The following is a 20,544-nucleotide window of genomic DNA, read 5'->3' as shown; positions in this document are numbered from 1 at the left end:
CTCTCAATGTGCATATAGAGACTTTCCCCGTGTCGGCCTCGGACGCGACACATCCTACTGCTCACTCACCTTGACGAGATTGGTGTACAATGTTCGTCCCCTCTCACGCCTCAAACGAGACTGTCGTCGGTCAGACACGCCCGCCAAAACCGACGTGTTTCGAGCGGTATCTACCATGAAGAAGACCGATTCCTGGTCATATATGTCCTATATGTTTGTTGAATGAGGTTGTCCATCTCTATAAGCAATCGTTTGCATATACTACGGCGCTCCCGGCCGTCGCTGAACGACGCAGCTACCGACGGCTGCCCGACGCCTCGCTCACCCTCGCGGAACTCCGTGCTGCGCTCTCCTGTAGCCGCTGTATCCGCTCGTCCATCGGCGGGTGCGTCGACAGGAGACGTGAAAGCTCGCTGTCCGCTTCGCTGTGAACGTATAGCTGTCGCAGGAGACCGGTGTCCGGCTTCGACGCCTGCTCGATTTTCGTGAGGGCTCGGGCGAGTCCAACGGGGTTCCCCGTTATTTCGATCGCGCGGTCGTCGGCTGCCAACTCGCGACGTCTGGAGTAGCCGAGTATCAGCAGCGCTACCGCGAATCCGAGACCGGCAACGACCTGTAGCGCGTACCGCTGTGCCCGCCCGAGCCAGGAGCGCAACCACGACGAGGGGTTGCCACGCAGTAATGCGAACGAGCGCGCGAGGCCACCGGTTAGCACCACGACGGGAAACAGAACAAGGCCGACAAGCCCGACAACCGTCTGGACGAGGCTGTACGCGACAGTCTGAACGAGCGCATCCCGGGTCTCCAGATGCGCGAGTTCGTGTGCCAGCAGCGCCTCGAACTCCGTCGCGGATAACAGTTGGAACAGCCGCCGGTCGACGACGATAACCCCAGCGCCGCCGCCGATGGCGAACGCGTTCGGGACCGGCAGCTCCGCCAGTAGCAACGTCGGCGTCTCGACGTCCATCTGATCGACGAGCGTGTCGAGGCGGCGGTAGACCTCCGGCACACGCGCTCGCGAGAGTTCGACTGCGTCGAGAGACCGCTTGAGCCGCGCCGTAGCAGCCCAGTAGTTCACGATGCCGAGAACAATTGCCGTCACGATAACGACAAGGGCGGCTATCAGCGGCGACGGACGGCTGTCCCACACTGGTAGAAGCAGCGCGTACCCCACGTATGCCGCCGAGAGATAGACCAGCAACGACAACACTCCGACGACGGCCATGAGGAGCCGTCGGGTCACAGCCATATCTGCTGATACGCGTTGCCCGAAAAAGTCACTTCGGTGGTCAGCACGGCGTTTCTGACCCCCAGGTTCTGAATGGGGTTGTCGCTAGCGGCCATTTCATATAGCGCGATGGAATTTATCTAATACTGCTCCAGTGGCAGTCTCATTCGACGAAGCGACCCGAGAACGGCTCACATCCCATTCAAAACGGTCTTTCGAGCAGTGTGGGGCGACACGCCTTTTTGACCGGCCTTCGGACCACAGCGTATGCGAACCGCACGACTGTTAACGGACGATGGACCGGTCACTGGCGAATACGTTGACGGCGTCGTCCATGCTGACGATGGCCAGTATGTGGTCGGCCGCGATGGACGACTCCTCCCGCCGTGTGAACCGACCGCGCTGTACTGCGTCGGTCGGAACTATGCCGCGACCAACGACCAGATGGATTACGACCGGCCCGAGGAACCGGACTTCTTCATCAAACCCCCGACAGCGCTACTCGCCCACGAGCAGCACATCCCTTACCCGCCGTTCACCGACGAACTCACCTACGCCGGTGAGCTGGCTGCGGTCATCGGTGAGCGGTGTCGTGACCTTGACCCGGCTGACGTTTCCGACGCCGTCCAGGGATACACGGTACTGAACGACGTCGACGCGCTGGACCAGCAGGGCCGCACCGCACGGAAGGCCTTCGACGGGTCCGGACCGCTGGGGCCGTGGATCGAGACTGACGTCGACCCCACAGGTCTCGACATGTACACTGACATCAACGACGAGCGCCGGCAGTCTGCCAACACCAGCGAGATGCTGTTCGGTCCCCACGAGGTGGTCGCGTACCTTTCCGAGCGGTTCACGCTCCGTCCGGGCGACGTTGTTGCGTTCGGCAGTCCGGCCAACCCGGGGACGGTCGCGCCCGGTGACACAATCGAGATAACCTACGAGGGTGTCGGGACGCTCCGGAACTCGGTCGTTTCGCTATAACGGCATTAAGACGCTGGGATCGCCATATAGCGACCTTCTTTAGCCTCTTCTCGACAGATTAGCGAATCTGAGCGCTATGGCTCGATAAACTACTAAACGCTATACAAAATCACTGTAGCCGGGTCCGAATCGTCTCTGCGGTCTGCTCGCCGATACCGTCGATAGCTGTCAGCTCCTCGTCGGAGGCCGTCCTGACGTTGTCCACGCTGCCGAAGCGTCGGAGCAGTCGCTTCCGCGTCTCGGGGCCGATGCCGGGCACGTCGTCGAGCGTCGTCGACACTTCATCCCGTAGCGTCTGGTGGTACTGGACGGCAAAGCGGTGGGCCTCGTCGCGAATCCGCTGGAGCAGGTGGAGCTGCGGGGCGTCGCTGTCCCAGTCGTACACGCGGTCGGGCGTGATGACCAGTTCCTCGTCCTTCGCCAGCGCGATGGCCGGCACGTCCCAGCCAGTCTCGGCGAGGGCGTCGCGGGCCGCCCCGAGCTGGCCGTCGCCGCCGTCGATGAGCAGCAGGTCCGGGTCCGGCCGGTCGTCCCGGCCTTCGACGGCGCGCGCGGCCCGCCAACGGAGGAGTTCGCGCATGTTCGCGTAGTCGTCGTTTTGCTCGGTGAGCTTCTTCCGGCGGTAGTCGCTCTTCTCGGGCGTCTCGTCGACGAAGGTGACGTTCGAACCAACGGCTGACCGGCCCTGCGCGTGGCTCACGTCGAAGCCCTCGATACGGCTCGGGCGGTCGATACCCAGTGCGTCGGCTAGACGGCCGCTCTCGTCGTCAGCCCCGCCGCGCTGGCGGGCGTTTTTCAACGCGAGGTCGACCAGCGTCGCTTCCCGTCCGGCACCGGGCACCCCGAGCGTAACGCCCTCACTTTCAAGCCACGCTTCGATGTCCGGGTCGGCGGGGGCCTCGGCACAGAGAATCCGGTCCGGCAGGTCCCGCTCGGCGTAGTACTGCGGGATGAACGCCCGATACACGCCCGCGGTCCCCTCGCTGTCCGGGGCCTCCAGCGTGTGGCGGTCCCGTTCGACGAGCTTGCCGCCCTCGGCGTGGAGCCGGGCGACGATGGCGCGCTCGCCCTCGACGGCGGCCCCGAGAACGTCCGTCGTCTGGTATCCCCCGGAGTCGCTAACGGCGGTGTCGCCCTCGCCGTGGAGCGCCTCGACGGCCCCGAGCTTGTCCCGGAGGTTCGCGGCGCGCTCGAACTCCTGGTTCTGTGCGGCGGTCTCCATCTTGCGGCGTAGCGGGTCCGCGAGGACGCCGGTTTCGCCCTCGAAGTACCGCGTGACGGACTCGACGTCTTCGGCGTACTCGGTTTCGCTGATCTCACCGGTGCAGGGCGCGGTACAGATGCCCATCTCGTAGTCGAGACAGGGTCGGTCCCGGTTGCTGTACTTGTGGTCGGAACACCCCCGCAGGCCGTACGTCTCGCGCAGTGCCTTCACGACCGTCTCGACCCGCCCCTTGTCGGTGAACGGCCCGTAGACGGTCGCGCCGTCCTCGGGGTCGCGGGTCACCTCGATTCGGGGGACTGGATGGTCGGTCAACTGGACCAGCGGGTAGGACTTGTCGTCTTTCAGCCGGACGTTGTACGGCGGCCGGTGGCGCTTGATGAGGTTCGCTTCGAGCAACAGTGCCTGCGTCTCGGTGTCGGTGACGGCGAAGTCGATGGTCTCGGCCCGCTCGACCATCTTGGCGATGCGCTCGCTCCGCGGGTCGGCATACGAGCGCACGCGGTCACGCAGGTCGACGGCCTTCCCGACGTAGAGGACCCGGCGCTTGTCGTCCCGGCCCTGTTCGAACAGGTATACGCCGGGCTCCCGTGGCAACGACCCCGCGCGCTCTCGAACCCCGTCGGCGTCCATTAGCTCGGAGTTGGTGCTCGGCGGGGTTGAACGTCACGGGAGCGGGTCGTCGGGCGCAGGCCGGTCGACGTTCCCGGCGTCGGCAGGGGCCGCCTCCGGAACGATGGCGGCCTCGATTCGCTCGACGATACTCTCGTCCTCCGGCGCAGCAAGTTCGATGTCGTCGTCGCCGGCGACGCGCACGACGAGCAGTCGGTCGCGGCTCCAGAGATAGACCCCGAGGACGACGGCGGCGAAGGCCAGCGCGAGGCCGCCGAACAGGCGCAGCAGGTCGTCCAGTTGCGCCATCAGCGACAGCATCGTCCGGAGCATCCCCAGCATCCCCCCGATACCGACGGCACTGGCGGCACCGCCGCTGTCCAGCGAGACGTTGCTGACGAGGCTGTCGAGGCTCACGGTCATCCCGGCGGCCACCAGCACGACGCCGACGACCAGCGCCTTCACGCCGAGTTCGAGAAACGACCAGTCGCCGCTGGTGGTGACGTCGACGCCCTCGACGTTGGGGCGGTCGACCTGCCGGTAGTTCGACCCCTCGCGGTCGGGCGTGAACACGAGGATGCGGTGACTCGTCACGACGACCCCGCCACGGTCCAGCCTGACGTCCGCTTCGATCACCTCGCCATCGTACAGGAGGCTCTCGGCCCGTGCGACCCAATCCATACACCCCGTTTACCGCGGACACCTGTATATTCTCCCCCCGTAACCGCTAACTGTGCGCCCTCGAACATGACAGTATGACCGCCGATCCCCGCTGCCCTCACTGCTCGGAGAAAGTCAGTGCGACCGCGACGTGGTGTATGCACTGCGGCCGGGACTTCGAGAGCCCGGTCGATGCCGGAACCGGGACAACAGTCCTTGATGCCGACGGCAGTCAGACCGCGTCTGACCTCGAAGCGGCCCTCAACGCCGGCGACGTCGACGGTATCCAGAACGCGCTCGCACAGAGCGACAACGGGCCGACACTCGTCGGTGTCTTGCTCGCCGGTATCGCGCTGTTTACCCTCCCACTCGTCTCGCCTCCGGGTGCCGCGCTGTATCTCCTCGTCGTCGCCGGTGTCGGGGCAATTGCCGCGACACAGTCGACGTTCGACGCGGCGCTCAGAACCGGCGGGAAGGCACTCGCGCTTGCTCCCTTCCTACTGGTGTTTATCGACGTGTTCCTCGGATATCTGTTCAGCGGAGCGGTGGCGACCAGTGCCACAGTTCTGTTCGGCCCGGCAATTTACGCCGGTCTGGTCATGTACGGCGTCCGCTGGTATCGTCGTCGCTGAGCGGTTTGCGGTGACCCGAACCCGAGTCGGCGTGCATCTCGATCAGCGTGTCGGCGACTTGCTCGACCGCTCTATCGGCGACGGCCGCTCGCTGGGCGTCCGTGAGCGGGGTGTGGCTGCCCATGGACGAACGTGACTGCTCAATTGGTAAATACTTCCTGCAGAGTACAGTCGCTGTCTGCGTATTCTTTGCGTGAGCGGGTCCCCGCTTTAGAGCACGCATTGATTCGCTTCGTCCGGTATCAAAACTACCATGCCTCCCGGATTCGAGAGTCCACCTACTACAGGTGGTTCTGTGACCGAAAAACGCGAATACAAAGACGACTACCAGGACAAGACGCTGTATCTCCCGGGGCCGACAGAGGTGCGCGAGGACGTTATCGAGGCGATGGCCGAACCGATGTTCGGCCACCGGATGGACCGGATGACGGACCTCTACACCACCATCGTCGAGGACACGAAGGAGTTCCTCGGCACCGACAACGATGTCATCGTGCTCACGGCGTCGGGCACGGAGTTCTGGGAGTCGACGACGCTCAACTTGGTCGAAGACAGTATGCTCGTGCCGACCTCCGGCGCGTTCAGCGAGCGCCAGGCCAACGTCGCAGAGCGCCTCGGCAAGGACGTCGACCGCATCGAGTACGACTGGGGCACGGCGGTCAAGCCCGGCGACATCCGTGACGCGCTCGAATCCGGCGACTACGACGCCGTCGGGGCCGTGATGAACGAGACCTCGACCGGCGTCCGGAACCCTATCGAGGAGATCGGCGACGTGGTCGCGGAGTACCCGGATACCTACTTCATCGTTGACGCGATTTCCTGCCTCGGCGGCGACCAGATCGACATCGAGGCCCACGGCATCGACGCTATCTTCACGTCCACGCAGAAGGCCTTCGCCATGCCGCCGGGGCTCGCGGTCTGTGCCGTCAGCGACGCGGCCTACGAGCGGGAACTGGAGAAGGATTCGGCGTCCTGGTACGGCGGCTTCCAGCGCTGTCTGGACTACTACGACCGGAAGGGACAGACCCACTCCACGCCGGCGATTCCGCTCATGCTCGCGTACCGCAAGCAGATGAAGCACATGCTCGATGAGAGCCACGACGCCCGCGACCAGCGCCATCAGGAGATGGCCGAGTACACGCGCGAGTGGGCGCGCGAACACTTCGACCTCTACCCCGAGGAAGGCTACGAGTCCCAGACGGTGACCTGCATCGAGAACACGCAGGACATCAACGTCGCCGAGACGGTCGAGGCCGTCTCCGAAGAATACGACATGGTGTTCTCCAGCGGCTACGGCGACATCAGCGAGGAGAGTTTCCGTATCGGACACATGGGCGAACACACCGTTGAGAGTATCAAAGAGCTAACCGACGCAATCGAAGACGTGGCCGATCTGTAAATTGAGGAATAATCGACTGAGGCCGGGGCTATAGGCCGTTCTAGGGCGGCTCGCTTCTACCACTTGGCGTTTTCACAGTTTGATAATGCTGGGAAGACTATATTACTGCCGACTACTTTGATGTAGATAGACGAACCATATGAGTAAAAGCAACAGGCGGAGTAGGGACAGCGACTCCTCAACACCGATGAACGTGACCAGAAAACAGTTCGACTGGAGCGAGACGCGACCGAGCGCGGCAGTGACTGAGTACATCTCCGCCATGACCGGCCGGGAACAGACTGACTTCGCACCGCTGTACGAGACTGTCGACCCCGAAGCGCTCGACTCACTCGTCGACTCCTCGAAGCGCTCGACGCCTGTCAGTATCTCGTTTGAATATGCCGGCCACTCGGTCACTGTCCGAAGCGACGGGGAACTCGTTATCAAGGCACCAAGCGCCAGTATTGGCCGATAACTTTCGGTTTGCGGAGTTTTTGCCCCTCCTCTCCTGTTTTCCCCCTGATAGCGATTGTGCTTGTGCAGGATCGAAACGCCCAGTTCCGAATATCTATAAAAGACCGTTTTTAGGCCTCGACGCCCCAGTTATCAGTATTTGAATTCGAAAAGGTAGGCATAAGTCAGGAGGTCAGAAATTCGCACGTATGACTGAAACGAACGTGCGAACGAGGGTTGTGACCCACTACAGCCGACGAATCGGGGTCGCAATCGGTGTGACGCTCGTAGTCACGCTCGCGTTCGGGGCTGTGTTTGCCGCGCACGCGGCAAATCAGGGGGCTGGACTCGCGGCCATTTCTGGGACGCTGTTCGTGGTAACGCTCAATCTCGGACTGCTCGCGATTGTTCTGGCCGGGAACGCGGCGGTCGAACTCCGGCGCCTGACCGACGCCGCGACAGCTATCGAGGACGGCGACCTTGAGACTAGTCCGGACGTCGACCGCGCGGACGAGTTCGGTCGCCTCGCATCGGCTTTTGACAGTATGCGCCGCTCTCTCAGCGACGCGTTCGACGAGTCCGAAACCGCACGTAAGGAGGCCGAACAGGCCAAGCAAGACGCACAGGCGGCGCGACAGGAGGCTGAGGAGTTCAACGAAACGCTCCTTGATCATGCGACGGACATCGGTGACGCAATGACGGCCGCGGCTGACGGCGATTTCACCCGACGCCTCGACACAGACACCGGTGTCGATGCCGTCGAACGGATCTCGGTCGCCTACGAGGAGATGGCCGACGGCCTCTCGGAGACTGTCGTCGATATCCGGCAGTTCGCAACTGATGTTGAGGAAGCAAGCACGGCCGTCGCTGCCGACGCGACAGAGGTCGAGGAACTCAACCAGTCTCTTGCCGTCGATATCCGGGAACTGGCCGGCGATATCGAAGCCCAGGCAACCCAGCTCGAAACGGCCATCGAGGAGACGAACGACCTGTCCGCGACCGTCGAGGAAGTCGCCTCGACGACTGACGAGGTCGCTCGACAGGCCGGGGAAGCCGCGAACGTTGGCGCGACCGGGACAGACCGGACGGCGGAGGCCATTGAGGCCATCGAAGGAATCGAAACCGCTGTGACCCATCTCGATGAGTTGGTGACTGACTTGGATGACCGCATGGACGACGTCGCGGCCACGACCGGACTGATAGATGATATCGCCGAGCAGACGAATATGCTCGCACTGAACGCCAACATCGAGGCCTCACACGCCGGTGACGGCGGTGACGGGTTCGCTGTCGTCGCCGAGGAAGTCAAGACGCTCGCGGAGGAAACCCAGGCGGCGATCGACGAGATCGAGAGTATCGTTGAGGGGGCTCGCGGGGAAGTCGACGAGGTGGCCGACGAGATGGACCACACCAGAGAGCGCATCGACGCGGGCGTTACCACGGTCAATCAGGTCGGTGACGCCGTCGAGCGGTTGACTGACACTGTCGACGATGTCGACGATGCGATGGCCGAGATCTCGCGGGCGACCGACGACGGTGCCAGCGCGACCGAGGAACTGGCCGCGACTATCGACACCGTCGGCGAGGTTGCCAGCGACGTCGCCGAGCAGTCCCACGACCTGGCCGATACGGCCCAGGAAACCGCCGAAACGATGAGTGCCGTCCGGCAGCGGGCAGAGGACCTCTCGACACGGACCCGAGAACTCATCGATCGACTCGATGCGTTCGAGACGCGGGCAGTCGGTCACGGTGGAACGGACGGGGCGACACCGACCGCCGGACAACAGCGCGTCGGGGGCGACGATGATTAGCGGGTCGGCCGTCTACGAGATCGCCGCGGTCCTGCTGGCCGTCGCGGCCGTCGTGCTCTCTGGGTGGCTCAGGCGCATTCCGTCGTCCCACCGACACTACTGCTACCCGGTGGTGGCCGTCGTCGGGATTTCAGCCGTGACGACCGCGCTGACGGCGGCCGGCGTCCTGCCAGTGCCCGGGTCCCAGCTCACTGTCCCGAACATCGTCGACGACTTCGTCGCGTACACGGTGCTGTGGACGCTCACGGTCGCGATAGCCGGGGCGTCCCGCCGAACGTTGGCTGTCGCCGCCGCCATCCCGGCGGTACAGGTCATCGCTTTCAACGGCGGGACGATCGTCGGCGGCGCTATCGGACTCGTCGGCTTTGGCGTCCTCGTTATCGGCCAGCTCCTGCTTGCGTACCTGTTACTCGGCCCAGTCTGGCGTCGTGCGGCCGACCTGCCCGACGACCAGCGGCTCCTGCACTGGAAGTCCCGGAACCTCCTGTTGTTCCTCATCGGGATGCTCATCGCCTACTCGTTGCTTGCGGTTGCGGACGTGTTCGACCCGTTCGTGTTGACCGTCATCAGCGAGTACATGGGGCTCCTGATCCGCGTCGGCTTCGCCGGGTTCCTGTTTGCCAACGTCGATGCTATCGCGGTCGACCGGACCGGCTTTGCCGGCGTAACGTCGGAGTCGGCTGGCGCTCAGCGCGCTGATTGACGAGGGCCGCTGTTGTTGGTATAACACTCTGCAATCCCAGACGGAGTTGCTTAGTGGTCGGCACCCAGAACAGACTGTAATGGCTGTAGCCGACGACGCTAATCTCGCGGACAACCCCTATGTCGAGGGACCCCCGACCGAGTTCGAGGACACAACGACTCTCGACGAAGCGACGGCCCGCGAGCAAGCTGATCAGTTGCGCGAGGCGCTCCGCTATCACGACTACTGCTACTACGTCGAGAACGACCCGGTCATCGGCGACCGGGCCTACGACGCGCTGTTTGCCCGGCTCCAGCGACTCGAATCGGCGTTCGACCTCGACACCGACGGCAGTCCGACCCAGCGCGTCGGTGGCGAGCCACTCGACGAACTCCCCGACGTCGAACACGTCGCCCGGATGGGCTCTATCGATCAGGGCGGCGAGGAAGCGGACGTGCGAGAGTTCGACGAGCGGGTCCGAGACGGGCTCGACACCGACGATGTGCAGTACTTCTGCGAGCCGAAGTTCGACGGCCTCTCTATCGAGATCGTCTACGAGGACGGCGTCTACCAGCGCGCTGCGACCCGCGGCGACGGCGAGGTCGGCGAGGACGTGACCGAGAACGTCCGTACCATCTCTAGTGTTCCACAGCGCTTGCGCGGTGACTACCCCGACTTCCTGGCCGTCCGCGGCGAGGTGTACATCCCGCGGGACGCCTTCACGGCGTTCAACCGCGAGCGCGTCGAGCGCGGCGAGGACCCCTTCGCGAACCCCCGCAACGCCGCCGCCGGGACGCTCCGCCAGCTCGACCCGTCGGTGACCGCAGAACGCCCGCTGTCGGTGTTCTTCTTCGGCGTCCTCGACGCCTCGGTCGACTTCGAGAGCCACAGCGAGATGCACGAGCGGTTCCCCGAGTGGGGCCTCCGGGTGTGCCAGCGGACCGCCGTCGTCGACGACATCGACACCGCCATCGACTACCGGACCGACCAGCAGCAGGCCCGCGACGACCTCGACTACGAGATCGACGGCGTCGTCATCAAAGTCGACGACATGGACGCCTGCGACGAACTCGGCTCGACCTCGCGCGCCCCGCGGTGGGCCTTCGCCTACAAGTTCCCGGCCCGCAAGGAGGAGACGACGGTCAGGGACATCGTCGTGCAGGTCGGCCGGACCGGCCGGCTCACCCCCGTCGCGCTGATGGACCCCGTCGAGGTCGGCGGCGTCACCGTCTCCCGCGCCTCGCTGCACAACCCCTCGCTCATCGCCGACCTCGGTGTCGACGTGGGCGACCGTGTCCGCATCAAGCGGGCCGGCGACGTCATCCCGGACGTCGTCGAAGTGCTCGACGACGACGGCGACGGCCACTTCGAGTTCCCGGACACCTGCCCGGCGTGTGACAGCCCCGTCGAGCACGATGGTCCGATGGCGTTCTGCACCGGCGGCCTCACCTGTCCCGCCCAGCGCGAGCGCAGCGTCGAGCACTACGCCAGCCGCGACGCGCTTGACATCGAGGGCCTCGGCGAGAAGGCCGTCCAGCAACTGCTGGACGCCGACCTCGTCTCGGACCCCGCGGACCTGTACGAACTCACCGTCGAGGACCTCACCGACCTGGAGGGCTGGGGCGAGACCAGCGCCCGGAACCTCGTCGAAGGGATGGAGGACGCCCGCGAGCCGCCGCTTGCGAATTTCCTCGTCGCGCTGGGTATCCCCGAAGTGGGCACCGTCACCGCACGAAATCTCGCCCAGGAGTTCGGCACGTTCGAGGCGATACTGGACGCTGCCGACGAGGGCAACACCGACGCCTTCGAGGCCGTGCCCGACGTAGGTTCGACCGTCACGCGCTCAATCGTAGAGTTCTTCGAGGGCGAGGGGAACCGCGCCGTCATCGACCGTCTGCTCGACCACGTCAACCCCCAGGCCGCTGAGGAAACGGGCGGCGACGCCCTGAACGGCCAGACGTTCGTCTTCACCGGGTCGCTCGACGGCTACACCCGCAGCGACGCACAGGACCTAATCGAGCGCAACGGCGGGTCGGCGACGAGCAGCGTCTCCGGCAACACGGACTATCTGGTGCTGGGCGATAATCCCGGCCAGCGAAAACGGGACGACGCGGAAGAACACGGCGTCAAGACGCTCACCAAGAGCGAGTTCGAAGAATTGCTGGACGACGCTGGTGTCCTGTAGGCCTACAGGTCCTTGTTTTCGAAGACGTAGTAGCCGGCGACCAGCGGGACGACCAGCCACAGCAGGAGGTAGCCAATGACTGCAACCGTCCCGTACTGGGGCGGTAGCGCGGCGCTGGTACACTCGCCACCGGCCTGTGTCACTTCGAGCGTCCCACCCAGCATCTTCTCGCATGTCGCCTGCGGGTTCGACGTCAGGAGGAGCCGCGAGCGGATCGGCGAGCCCTGCAGGATCTCTTGGACGAGCGTGCGGTACGCCGCGATGGGGCTCAGCAGCGAGACGAACAGTTCGACGTGAAGCTGGGTCACCTCGCCGATATTCGCGTGGTCCGACAGCAGGTTCCCCAGGCCCGTCCCCAGGTTCGACCAGAACACCTGCAGGTAGACGTAGATCCCGAGCGACGCCGCCATCGCCCGTCGTGCAGTCTTCAGCGCCGCCGAGAGGCCGATTGCAAATGCCGTGAACACGACCCCATAGGCCATCGTGGTGAGTGCGAACAGCAGGAACGACTCCCACGCGATCTCAATCTGTGACGGGAGTATCACCAGCAGGGTCGTCAGGAGCCCGACCGTGACCGGAATGAGCGTGATCGCGCTCCGGCCGACGAACTTGCCCGCGAGCAGTTCGCCGCGCGTGTACGGGAGCGAGAGCAGTATCTTCAGGGAGCCGCGCTCGCTCTCCCGGGCGATGGCGGCGTAGCCGATCACGATAGCGACTGCGGGGAGCAGCGGCGCTGCAATGGGCAGTGCGAACCGGACGTACGCGTCTGTCGTCAGCGACGCCCCGGACTCGGCGAACTGCTGCCCGATGTTGAAATACAGGCCAAGCAGCGCCGGCAGCGCGAAGAGGACGATGAAGATCAACGAGAGGACCCAGATCCACGGCGAGCGGACCGTATCGCGGAACTCCTTTTTCGAGATAGGGTACCAGTCGGCGAACTCGGAGTTCTTGATGCTCGTGTCGATATCGCCGAGGAGGCGCTTGACGGGGTTCTGCTCGGCGCTCATGCGTCGACCTCCGGTTGCTCCTGTTCTTGCTGTTCGGTGTAGGCGGCGAACACCTCATCCAGCGAGGCCTCCTCTGTCTCGAAGTTGGCGACTTCGCCCCCGCTCTCCTCGACGGCGTTGAGGACGGCCATCTTCGCGTCGCTGTCACAGCCCACAGTGAGCGTGGTCCCGTCCGCGGTCACGGTCGAGACCTCGTCGAGCCCCTCGATAGCCGCGACCGCGGCGTCGGTGCCGTCGCCGTCGGCCAGCGTCACGCGGAGGACGGTGTCACCGGCGGCGGCCTCGCGCAGCCCGGCGACGCTGTCTTTCGCGATGAGGCGGCCGTTCTGGAGGATGCCGACCGTGTCACAGACGGCCTCGACCTGTCCGAGGATGTGACTGGAGAAGAAGACGGTCGCGCCGCGCTCGTTCTCCTCGCGGATGATCTCACGCATCAGCCGTGCGCCGTTCGGGTCGAGCCCAGTCGTCGGCTCGTCGAGGATGAGGAGGTCGGGCTCGCCGACGATGGCCATTGCGAGCACAAGCCGCTGTTGCATCCCCTTGGAGTAGCCGCCGGCCTTGCGGTCGATGGCGTCGGCGATGCCGACCCGTTCGGCCAGTTCGTCGGCGTCGGCGTCGGCGTCTTTCGATTCGATGACAAAGGAGAGGTGCTGGCGACCGGTGAGCCGGTCGTACACGTCGTAGCCTTCGGGGAGGACTCCAGTGCGGGCACGGATCTGCTTCGGTTCTTCGTGGATGTCGTGGCCGAGCACCGTCGCCGACCCGTCGGTCGCGCGGACGAAATCCAGGAGGATGTTGATCGTCGTCGACTTCCCGGCCCCGTTCGGGCCGAGGAAGCCGAAGATTTCCCCCTCCTCGACGGTGAGGTCGACCCCTTGCAGTGCGGTGAGACTCCCGAACTGCTTGGTGACGCCATCCAGTTCTATCGCTGCCATACGGCCGGTTTGTGACGGCCGCCTGTATAGTCTTTCGTGTTCCAGTTATCACGCAAGAAAGTCAGCACGCGGCCACACACCGTCTCAGGGCCGGTTACACCTCAGCGTCGGGGTCGTGGCGCTCGGCCATCCGCTGGGCCTCCGTGGCGTAGCGCTCCCGCGTCTCCTCGTCGGTTACGGGTTCGAGCTTGTCGACCTCGACATCCGTCGCTGCCGTAATCCGTTTCCGTCTGAGCAGGTTCGGTGAGAGCTGCTTGGTCAGGTGGCGGTCGCCCTCCGGGGGCGCGTAGATGAGCGTCACCATCCGCTCGTCGCCGAAACTGGAGCGTTCGACCAGCCAGCACTGGACCGTCTCCTCGTCGTCGGTCATTGCTGTGTCGTTTGCGGGCCGGCGGTTTATATCTTACAACCCCCTCTCGAACCGCTGTTACCGGGTCACGTTCAGTCCTTGCTCAATGTCCGCGGTGAACTCCTCGTCGATGTCGACCGCAGTCCCGGCGTTCCGGACCGTATTCGTCGCGACCACGCCCGCGTTGCCCGACCGGAGTCGGATGCCGGCCGCTGAGGCGTTGCTGACCGTGTTGCCCGTGATGGTGAAACTGTACGGTCGCTCTGCACTCCGTGCGTCGGTGTTGTCAGCATCCGCTGGGACCGTTCGCGCAAGGATGCCAACCGGACAGTTGTCGACCTGATTACCCGAAATAGTGATGTCGGACGACCGGGCTCTGGGGGTCCCGGCCACCTCCTCCCGGAGGTGAGTTTCCTTGTACTCGATTTCGATGCCAGCCTCGCCGCCGGGGTCGGGTGCAAACTCGGTCAGGTCCCGGCAGACGTTCCCGACGATGGTCCCGCGCTGGGCCGGCGAGCAGGCGATGAGGCTGTGGCCGCCGTCGACGGTGACGTTACCGATGACGGCGAAGTTCGCGACGTTATACGGCGCGATGTTATTGAACTTCACGCCGACGACGCGGTTCCCGGCGATGACCACATCGCTGGACTGCCGGAGGTCGCGGTCGCTGCCGGTCGGTGCGGCCCGGCTGGTGATACCGTACCAGTTCGGATTGACGACCTCGTTGTGTTCGACTGTTACACCCGTACATCGCGTGAACGACAGCGCCATCTGGAAGCCGTTCACCGTCCGGTTGCGGGCGATGTAGACGCCGTCGCACTGGTCGGCCTGGATGGCCTGGTTGTTCAGTTGCGTTCCGTCGGCGTCGAACTCGATGCCGGTGACGGCGACGTTGTCACCGCGCACGCGAACGAGGTCGTGGCCGGCCGGCAGCGGGTTCGACTGGGACTCCGACGGCGCGGGGTCCTCAGCCGTTCCCGTCTGCGAGACGACGAACCGGGTTCCCTGTTGTCCGGTCAATGCGGTGTTGTCGCCCATCGTCGCCGGGCCGCCAAAGCGGAAGGTGTCGGCGCTAGCGACAACGGGCCCGCCGCTGTCCGGCACGTTGTCGAAGGCATACTGGAACGCCTCATCGGCAGTACCGCCGGTCGAGAACGCGACGCTGCCGCTGCCGTCGAGCACCAGATACTCCGTTCCGTTGCCGTTCCCGTTTGATTGTCCGGCTCCCGTCGTGACGAGGTACAGCGCTCCTGCCCCCGACAGTCCAGCCCCCGTCTGTGCCTGCCCGGTTCCGCTGAATAGCCCGATACCCGCTGCAGCACCGATACTCGACAGCACGGACCGGCGTGACGCCTGCCAGCCCGATTGCTGTGACCCAGTACCAGCTCCGTTTATGTCAACAGTCATGTATCTGGGGCTGCCCGCCCGCTCGCAATAACCGCTTATAATAGCAGTCTGACCCGTACGTACTCGTCCATACCTGAACTGTCAGTCCTACATAGCTGGCAAATCTCCGGGAGTGCGGTTGGTGGCGACACGGGTTTCCAATCACCGGAACGCGACACCCGGGCTCACTATCCCCACCGTTGACAGCAGATTTATGCCGACAGCGACGGGACGATACGGTAATCCGACGTGGGCTCCGACGACTCGCCGTTCGACGACGTATCGGCAGACCGGGACTACCTCCGGGTCCTGCTCACTGCCGTCTGTGTCGTCGCCGTGGTGCTGGCGACGGCGACCCTCCCGATTCTGGCCCCTGGTGGGACACAGAGCCCGATGGAGTCCATTATTCCTCTCCCCCAAGAGAACCCGTTCGGGGAGGCTGGGGGAACCTCGACCGGTGGCAGCGGGGGGCAACTCGGCGCGCTGAACCCGGGAAGCCAGACTGATGTTGGCGGCTCGCTCGACAGCGGCGACAGCCCGTACCAGTCACAGGACACGGAGCCGCATTTCACCGTCACGAGTTCGGAACCGGCGTACTGGCGGACCGGCGCGTACGAAACCTACACCGGCACAGGGTGGGACGGACGCGCGGACCCGCAGGCTTACGAGGGGGCGATGGCGGTCGACGGGATGGCCGACACGACAGTCGACTACGAAGTGCGACTGGCCAAGTCTGCCACGTCGCTGCCGACCGTCTGGCGGCCGAAATCCGTCTCGCGCGACGACGTAATGGTCACCGAGTACGGCGCGGTCGCGTCCGAGCGGCCGTTGCCCGCCGGAACGACATACAGCGCGACTAGCGTGACGCCCCCCGACGACCCGGAAGTGCTGCGGACGAGTGGCCGCGATTACCCTGACGCCATAGAATCGCGCTACACGGGCGTGCCGGCGTCGACCTCGGCGCAGGTGGGGCCGTTCACCGACCGGCTGACCGAGGACAGCGACTCGCCCTACGAGACGGCGGCGACCATCGAGGGGTGGCTGGAGGCGAACAAGAACTACTCGCTAAACGTCAGCCAGCCGCCCGAAGACGACGTGGCCTCGGAGTTCATCTTCCAGATGGACGAGGGGTACTGTGAGTACTTCGCCACCTCGATGGTCGTAATGTTGCGCAGCCAGGACATCCCGGCGCGCTATGTCGTCGGCTACTCGACCGGCGAGCGGACCGGTCAGAACCAGTACACCGTTCGCGGGATGAACGCCCACGCGTGGGTCGAGGTGTACTTCGAGGGCGTTGGCTGGGTGCAGTTCGACCCGACGCCTGGCCAGGAGCGTCTGGAATCCGAGCAGCAGGCGATGCAAAACAGCAGCCAGGAGTACAGCGCCGCGGAGTCCGGGAGCCCCGACGAAGAGTTCGCCGTCGGGACGCCGGCGGACGAGCCACAGACCGAAGCCCCGACTGACGGGGCTGGAGAGGAGTCTGGCGGTGACGAAACCGAGGGCACCGAGACAGGTGCAGACGGGACCGGTGACAGCGACGAAACCGGCGACTCGGGCGACGGCGAGACGGTCTCCCAGTCCGGCGAGTTCGTCATCGAACTCAACCGGACGGCGACGCCGGGCGCGGCGGTGGCCGCGACGGTGACTCGCGACGGCGCGCCGGTCGAGGGCGCGACTGTCTCGTTCAACGGTGAGCCGGTCGGAACGACGGGGCCGGACGGCACCGTTTCCGGGACGGTCCCCTACGAAGACGAACTGACGATTAGCGTCGATGCACCTGACGACGAGGACGCACTCGTCGCCCCGTCGGTCCCGCGGGACAGCACTCGCGCGTTTGCTGTCGCCGGCCCGCAGGCCCAGCAGTCGACGAACGCGAGCTACGAACTGAACACGAGTGCATCGGTGAGCATCACCGGCGAGCGGGTCACCGGTGGCGAGGTGACTGTCACTGCGACCGTCGACGGCGTCCCGGTGCGGGACGGCGATGTGCTGCTCGACGGCGAGCAGGTGGCGACGACGGACCGGCGGGGGCGGGCAACGCTCACGCTCCCGACCGAACCGGGCAACGCCTCGATTGCCGTCGAGCGGGACGCTGTCAGCGGCAACACGACTGTCGCGCTCGAACGGCTCTCCGTGGCAACGTCGCCGTCGCTCCCGCTGGCCTTGCCCGTCGCTGGCCAGACGGTGAACGCGACGATGGGCGGAGACCCGGTCACGAACGCGACAGTTGCCGTCGGCGGAGAGCCGACAGCACGGACCGGTGCGGCCGGTCAGGCGACGGTCGGGCTGCCGTTCGCGGCCAGCGCCGAAATTTCCGTTTCGAAGTACGGCCAGACGGCCACGACGACGGTCGGTGGCTTGCTCGTCAACGCCGCGGGCGTCGTGCTCGCTCTCGGTGTTCTCGTCGCTGGGACGGTCATCGGTGCTCGTCGGCGAAACGTCACGCCGGGGACGGTATGGGACTGGGTTCGGGCCGCACGCGAACTCGCAGTCGGGGTGCTCGTCGGCATCGCGGTGATGGCCGATGACCTGCTGGGCCGCCTCCGAACGCGACTCGAACGCACTGTCACGGCGCTCCGGGACCTGCTCGCCGGCCGCCGGTCCCCTTCGGCATTGCTCGACGCGTTGCGAGTGTGGGTCAACGAACGCCTTTCAGCGGCCGAAGAGGCAGCCAGCGATGCGGTGGCGGCCGTCTCCACCACTGAATCGAACGGGGGCGACGGAACGCCCGCGGCCCGCGTCACCATCCGCGAGGCGTGGACGCGTTTTCTGACCCACGTCTCGCTCCGTCGGTACTGGATGCGGACGCCCGGTGAAATCGCGACCCACGCCATCGAACGGGACGGCCTTCCGCCGGCCGCGGTTCGGACGGTCCGGGACGCGTTCCGGGCGGTCGAGTACGGTCAGCGAGACCCACAGGAGCACGTCGCGGCCGTCGAGGACGCGATTCGGACTATCGAGGCGGCCGCCGGGCAGCAGTCCAGCGCGACCGACGACACTGACGACGCGACGGAGGGGCGGCCCTGATGCGCTTGCGAACGGTCGTCTTCGGGACTGTGGGGCTGCTGGCGACCGCCGTCGCGGCCGCCCTCATTGTTGCGCCGACGGCCGCCGGCGAGTCCCTGGTCGCCGTGTTCGGCAGTGTTGCCCCGACGACCGCCCTCCTCGCCGGGAGCCTGACCGTTGGGCTCTGTGCGGTTCTTGCCGGCTGGCTCGGTGGGCTCTTCGGCGGTGGCTCGGCGACCGCCTTCGACGTGGCTATCGACACCCCGCCGGAAGACGTGACGGCCACGGGGAGTCGGCTGTTCGCCGCCGACATCGACGCGGCCATCGACGACGCGGTTGCGGGCGACGACGAGGCGATGGACACGGTCACCGAGCGACTCGCCGCGGCGGCGACGACGGCCTACGCTGTCGGCAGCAGTGTCTCGCAGGCGTCCGCCCACCAGGCAGTACGCGCAGGGACGTGGACCGACGACGCCGTCGCGGCGGCACTCCTTTCCCCGACAGAGTCTCAGTCGTTGCTGGCCCGGCTCCGGCTGTGGCTCGACCCGGAGAGCGAGCGCCGCCGCCGCATCCGCCGGACGGTCGACGCCATCGAGCGGATGTCGGGGGGTGAGCGCTGACGATGCATCGCCGCGTGCGGCGCTGGAGCGGCGGCCTCGCGGCGGCGCTGTTTCTCGTCAGCGTCTCGCTTTTGACCGCCGAGCCGCTGTTGCTCGCGGCGACCGCAATCCCCCTCATCTACGTCGCCTACGGCGCGTTGTCGAGGATGCCGGCGGGAACCGACTTGCAGGCGGCACGGTCCGTCTCCGACGCCCAGCCGACGCCCGGCGAACCGGTCGAGGTCGAACTCACCGTGACCAATACGGGCAGCAGTTCGCTGACCGACGTGCGGGTCATCGACGGCGTGCCCGAGGAACTGGCTGTCGTCGAGGGGTCGCCGCGGCTCTGTACGTCACTGCGGCCAAACGAGAGCGCCACGCTGTCGTACGCCGTGATGGCCAAGCGCGGGACCTACACGTTCGGCGCCGCCGCGGTGCGGGTGCGGACGCTGTCGGCCAGCGACGAGGTGACCGTCGACCTGCCCGTCGCCGGCGACGGGACGCTGACGTGCTCGAACACCGTCTCCGAAGTGCCGATGGCCGACGCCACGCTCCCGCGGGCGGGGACGCTTCCGACCGACTCCGGCGGGAGCGGCCTCGAGTTCCACTCCACGCGGAGCTACCAGCCCGGTGACCCGGTCAACCGCATCGACTGGCGGCGCTACGCCAAGACCGACGAGCTGACGACCATCGACTACCGGGAAGAACAGGCTGTCAGGACGGTGCTGGTCGTCGACGCGCGGCCGCCGGCCCGCGTGACACCGGAGCCCGGGTTCCCGACCGGAGCCGAACTGTCGGCCTACGCCGCCGAGCGCCTGTTCGATGCCCTCTCCCGGACCAGCGTCGTCGCGAGCGTCTGTGCCGTCGGACTGGCCCCGGAGGATGTCCCCGGCGGGCTCGGTCCCGATGGACTGGCGTGGGTCGACGCCTCGGGCGGCCACGCGGCCGCCCACGCGAGACAGATATTCGATAGCGTTGGCCGCGCTGCGGCCCGGCAGTCGGATACCGACGCGGCCGATGTCGCTGATGTGTCCGAGGACGAGTCCTCAGAGCAGTCCCAGGGCGGAGATGTGAAGGTGACGACAGCTGATGGCGGCACAATCGAGGACTCGGACCTGCTCGCCGTGCTCGCTCGGCTCCCGCCGACCGCGCAGGTGGTCGTGTTCTCGCCGGCCGCCGACGACTGGCCCGTCTCGCTGGTATCGTCACTTGCGGTCCGTGACTACCCGACGACCCTGGTCAGTCCGTCACTGGCCCGCGGGGACTCGCTCGGTGCAGCCGTCGCTGGCACCGAACGCACCGCCCGCCTACAGCGGGCTGAACTATCCGGCGCGACCGTCATCGACTGGGACCTCGACAGCCCCATCGACGTAGCGCTCCGTGCCTCGCTCGCGGACCTGTTCAGCGTGTAA

At 65.7% G+C, this 20,544-nt stretch carries 18 protein-coding genes; 10 read left to right on the top strand and 8 right to left on the bottom strand.

All coding sequences use genetic code 11. The features are described from left to right. Positions 1-295 precede the first annotated feature (295 nt). Positions 296-1,249 (bottom strand): M48 family metallopeptidase, encoded by a 954-nt coding sequence (locus VI234_RS14070; protein WP_336330363.1) that lies wholly within the window; start codon positions 1,247-1,249, stop codon positions 296-298. A gap of 246 nt (positions 1,250-1,495) precedes the next feature. On the opposite strand from VI234_RS14070, the gene VI234_RS14065 reads away from it, so the two are divergent. Then, on the top strand, positions 1,496-2,212 hold the full coding sequence (locus VI234_RS14065) for a fumarylacetoacetate hydrolase family protein (RefSeq protein ID WP_008311309.1): 717 nt from the start codon (positions 1,496-1,498) through the stop codon (positions 2,210-2,212). A 109-nt stretch (positions 2,213-2,321) separates the two neighbouring features. Here VI234_RS14065 and VI234_RS14060 read toward each other — a convergent pair whose 3' ends face one another. After that, entirely contained in the window at positions 2,322-4,067 is a 1,746-nt protein-coding gene (locus VI234_RS14060) for an excinuclease ABC subunit C (RefSeq protein WP_336330362.1), read from the bottom strand. Positions 4,068-4,100: 33 nt separating this feature from the next. After that, positions 4,101-4,727: a hypothetical protein gene (locus VI234_RS14055; RefSeq protein ID WP_008311304.1), complete on the bottom strand. Its 627-nt coding sequence runs from the start codon at positions 4,725-4,727 to the stop codon at positions 4,101-4,103. Positions 4,728-4,864: 137 nt separating this feature from the next. Between VI234_RS14055 and VI234_RS14050 the strand changes: the two genes are divergently transcribed. Beyond that, a complete protein-coding gene (locus tag VI234_RS14050; RefSeq protein ID WP_336330403.1) occupies positions 4,865-5,338 on the top strand; it encodes a hypothetical protein in 474 nt (157 codons plus the stop codon). On the opposite strand, the gene VI234_RS14045 is transcribed toward VI234_RS14050, so the two are convergent. Beyond that, positions 5,304-5,462, bottom strand: a complete 159-nt coding sequence (locus tag VI234_RS14045; protein WP_336330361.1) for a hypothetical protein — start codon at positions 5,460-5,462, stop codon at positions 5,304-5,306. The two genes, VI234_RS14050 and VI234_RS14045, sit on opposite strands and share 35 nt — an antisense overlap. Positions 5,463-5,633: 171 nt before the next feature. On the opposite strand from VI234_RS14045, the gene VI234_RS14040 reads away from it, so the two are divergent. From VI234_RS14040 to ligA, 5 genes are all read left to right on the top strand, one after another. Further along, a complete protein-coding gene (locus VI234_RS14040) occupies positions 5,634-6,737 on the top strand; it encodes a pyridoxal-phosphate-dependent aminotransferase family protein (protein WP_336330360.1) in 1,104 nt (367 codons plus the stop codon). Between the two features lie 187 nt (positions 6,738-6,924). Continuing rightward, complete coding sequence (locus tag VI234_RS14035) at positions 6,925-7,194, top strand: HalOD1 output domain-containing protein (RefSeq protein WP_008311299.1); 270 nt, start codon at positions 6,925-6,927, stop codon at positions 7,192-7,194. Between the two features lie 187 nt (positions 7,195-7,381). Beyond that, positions 7,382-8,983: a methyl-accepting chemotaxis protein gene (locus tag VI234_RS14030; RefSeq protein ID WP_336330359.1), complete on the top strand. Its 1,602-nt coding sequence runs from the start codon at positions 7,382-7,384 to the stop codon at positions 8,981-8,983. Further along, positions 8,976-9,686 carry a bacteriorhodopsin gene (locus tag VI234_RS14025; RefSeq protein ID WP_008311295.1) on the top strand — a complete coding sequence of 237 codons (711 nt, stop codon included), beginning with the start codon at positions 8,976-8,978 and terminating at the stop codon, positions 9,684-9,686. The genes VI234_RS14030 and VI234_RS14025 overlap by 8 nt, the downstream gene beginning before the upstream one ends. 79 nt (positions 9,687-9,765) lie before the next feature. Then, entirely contained in the window at positions 9,766-11,850 is a 2,085-nt protein-coding gene (gene ligA, locus VI234_RS14020; protein ID WP_336330358.1) for an NAD-dependent DNA ligase LigA, read from the top strand. 2 nt (positions 11,851-11,852) lie between these two features. Here ligA and VI234_RS14015 read toward each other — a convergent pair whose 3' ends face one another. The 4 genes from VI234_RS14015 to VI234_RS14000 form a co-directional block, all read right to left on the bottom strand. Next, complete coding sequence (locus VI234_RS14015; protein ID WP_008311292.1) at positions 11,853-12,857, bottom strand: ABC transporter permease; 1,005 nt, start codon at positions 12,855-12,857, stop codon at positions 11,853-11,855. After that, positions 12,854-13,792 carry an ABC transporter ATP-binding protein gene (locus tag VI234_RS14010; protein WP_008311290.1) on the bottom strand — a complete coding sequence of 313 codons (939 nt, stop codon included), beginning with the start codon at positions 13,790-13,792 and terminating at the stop codon, positions 12,854-12,856. The genes VI234_RS14015 and VI234_RS14010 overlap by 4 nt, the downstream gene beginning before the upstream one ends. A gap of 94 nt (positions 13,793-13,886) precedes the next feature. Further along, complete coding sequence (locus VI234_RS14005) at positions 13,887-14,162, bottom strand: hypothetical protein (RefSeq protein ID WP_008311289.1); 276 nt, start codon at positions 14,160-14,162, stop codon at positions 13,887-13,889. Between the two features lie 57 nt (positions 14,163-14,219). After that, the gene (locus VI234_RS14000; RefSeq protein WP_442905025.1) at positions 14,220-15,548 is read right to left on the bottom strand and encodes a NosD domain-containing protein; all 1,329 of its coding nucleotides are present in this window, start codon (positions 15,546-15,548) and stop codon (positions 14,220-14,222) included. Positions 15,549-15,776: 228 nt separating this feature from the next. Here VI234_RS14000 and VI234_RS13995 point away from each other — a divergent pair, with 228 nt between their 5' ends. The 3 genes from VI234_RS13995 to VI234_RS13985 are packed head-to-tail and all read left to right on the top strand — an operon-like array spanning position 15,777 to position 20,544. Further along, the gene (locus VI234_RS13995) at positions 15,777-18,554 is read left to right on the top strand and encodes a transglutaminaseTgpA domain-containing protein (RefSeq protein ID WP_336330357.1); all 2,778 of its coding nucleotides are present in this window, start codon (positions 15,777-15,779) and stop codon (positions 18,552-18,554) included. Continuing rightward, a complete protein-coding gene (locus tag VI234_RS13990) occupies positions 18,554-19,153 on the top strand; it encodes a DUF7269 family protein (RefSeq protein ID WP_008311284.1) in 600 nt (199 codons plus the stop codon). Before VI234_RS13995 ends, VI234_RS13990 begins: the two co-directional genes overlap by 1 nt. Positions 19,154-19,155: 2 nt before the next feature. Then, positions 19,156-20,544 (top strand): DUF58 domain-containing protein, encoded by a 1,389-nt coding sequence (locus VI234_RS13985; protein WP_008311283.1) that lies wholly within the window; start codon positions 19,156-19,158, stop codon positions 20,542-20,544.

It is taken from the genome of Haloarcula sp. CGMCC 1.2071, from assembly GCF_037078445.1.
GTDB lineage: Archaea > Halobacteriota > Halobacteria > Halobacteriales > Haloarculaceae > Haloarcula > Haloarcula amylolytica.
The sequence above is the reverse complement of the archived record's forward strand: the minus strand, read 5'-3'. Positions and strand labels throughout refer to the sequence as shown.

Bases quoted from the DNA above. Each gene is read 5' to 3' on its own strand.
- VI234_RS14070 (WP_336330363.1), bottom strand. From the start codon at position 1,249: ATGGCTGTGACCCGACGGCTCCTCATGGCCGTCGTCGGAGTGTTGTCG.
- VI234_RS14015 (WP_008311292.1), bottom strand. From the start codon at position 12,857: ATGAGCGCCGAGCAGAACCCCGTCAAGCGCCTCCTCGGCGATATCGAC.
- VI234_RS14000 (WP_442905025.1), bottom strand. From the start codon at position 15,548: ATGACTGTTGACATAAACGGAGCTGGTACTGGGTCACAGCAATCGGGC.
- VI234_RS14035 (WP_008311299.1), top strand. From the start codon at position 6,925: ATGAACGTGACCAGAAAACAGTTCGACTGGAGCGAGACGCGACCGAGC.
- ligA (WP_336330358.1), top strand. From the start codon at position 9,766: ATGGCTGTAGCCGACGACGCTAATCTCGCGGACAACCCCTATGTCGAG.
- VI234_RS13985 (WP_008311283.1), top strand. From the start codon at position 19,156: ATGCATCGCCGCGTGCGGCGCTGGAGCGGCGGCCTCGCGGCGGCGCTG.
- VI234_RS14065 (WP_008311309.1), top strand. From the start codon at position 1,496: ATGCGAACCGCACGACTGTTAACGGACGATGGACCGGTCACTGGCGAA.
- VI234_RS14060 (WP_336330362.1), bottom strand. From the start codon at position 4,067: ATGGACGCCGACGGGGTTCGAGAGCGCGCGGGGTCGTTGCCACGGGAG.
- VI234_RS13990 (WP_008311284.1), top strand. From the start codon at position 18,554: ATGCGCTTGCGAACGGTCGTCTTCGGGACTGTGGGGCTGCTGGCGACC.
- VI234_RS14010 (WP_008311290.1), bottom strand. From the start codon at position 13,792: ATGGCAGCGATAGAACTGGATGGCGTCACCAAGCAGTTCGGGAGTCTC.
- VI234_RS14005 (WP_008311289.1), bottom strand. From the start codon at position 14,162: ATGACCGACGACGAGGAGACGGTCCAGTGCTGGCTGGTCGAACGCTCC.
- VI234_RS14025 (WP_008311295.1), top strand. From the start codon at position 8,976: ATGATTAGCGGGTCGGCCGTCTACGAGATCGCCGCGGTCCTGCTGGCC.
- VI234_RS14055 (WP_008311304.1), bottom strand. From the start codon at position 4,727: ATGGATTGGGTCGCACGGGCCGAGAGCCTCCTGTACGATGGCGAGGTG.
- VI234_RS14030 (WP_336330359.1), top strand. From the start codon at position 7,382: ATGACTGAAACGAACGTGCGAACGAGGGTTGTGACCCACTACAGCCGA.
- VI234_RS14050 (WP_336330403.1), top strand. From the start codon at position 4,865: ATGCACTGCGGCCGGGACTTCGAGAGCCCGGTCGATGCCGGAACCGGG.
- VI234_RS14045 (WP_336330361.1), bottom strand. From the start codon at position 5,462: ATGGGCAGCCACACCCCGCTCACGGACGCCCAGCGAGCGGCCGTCGCC.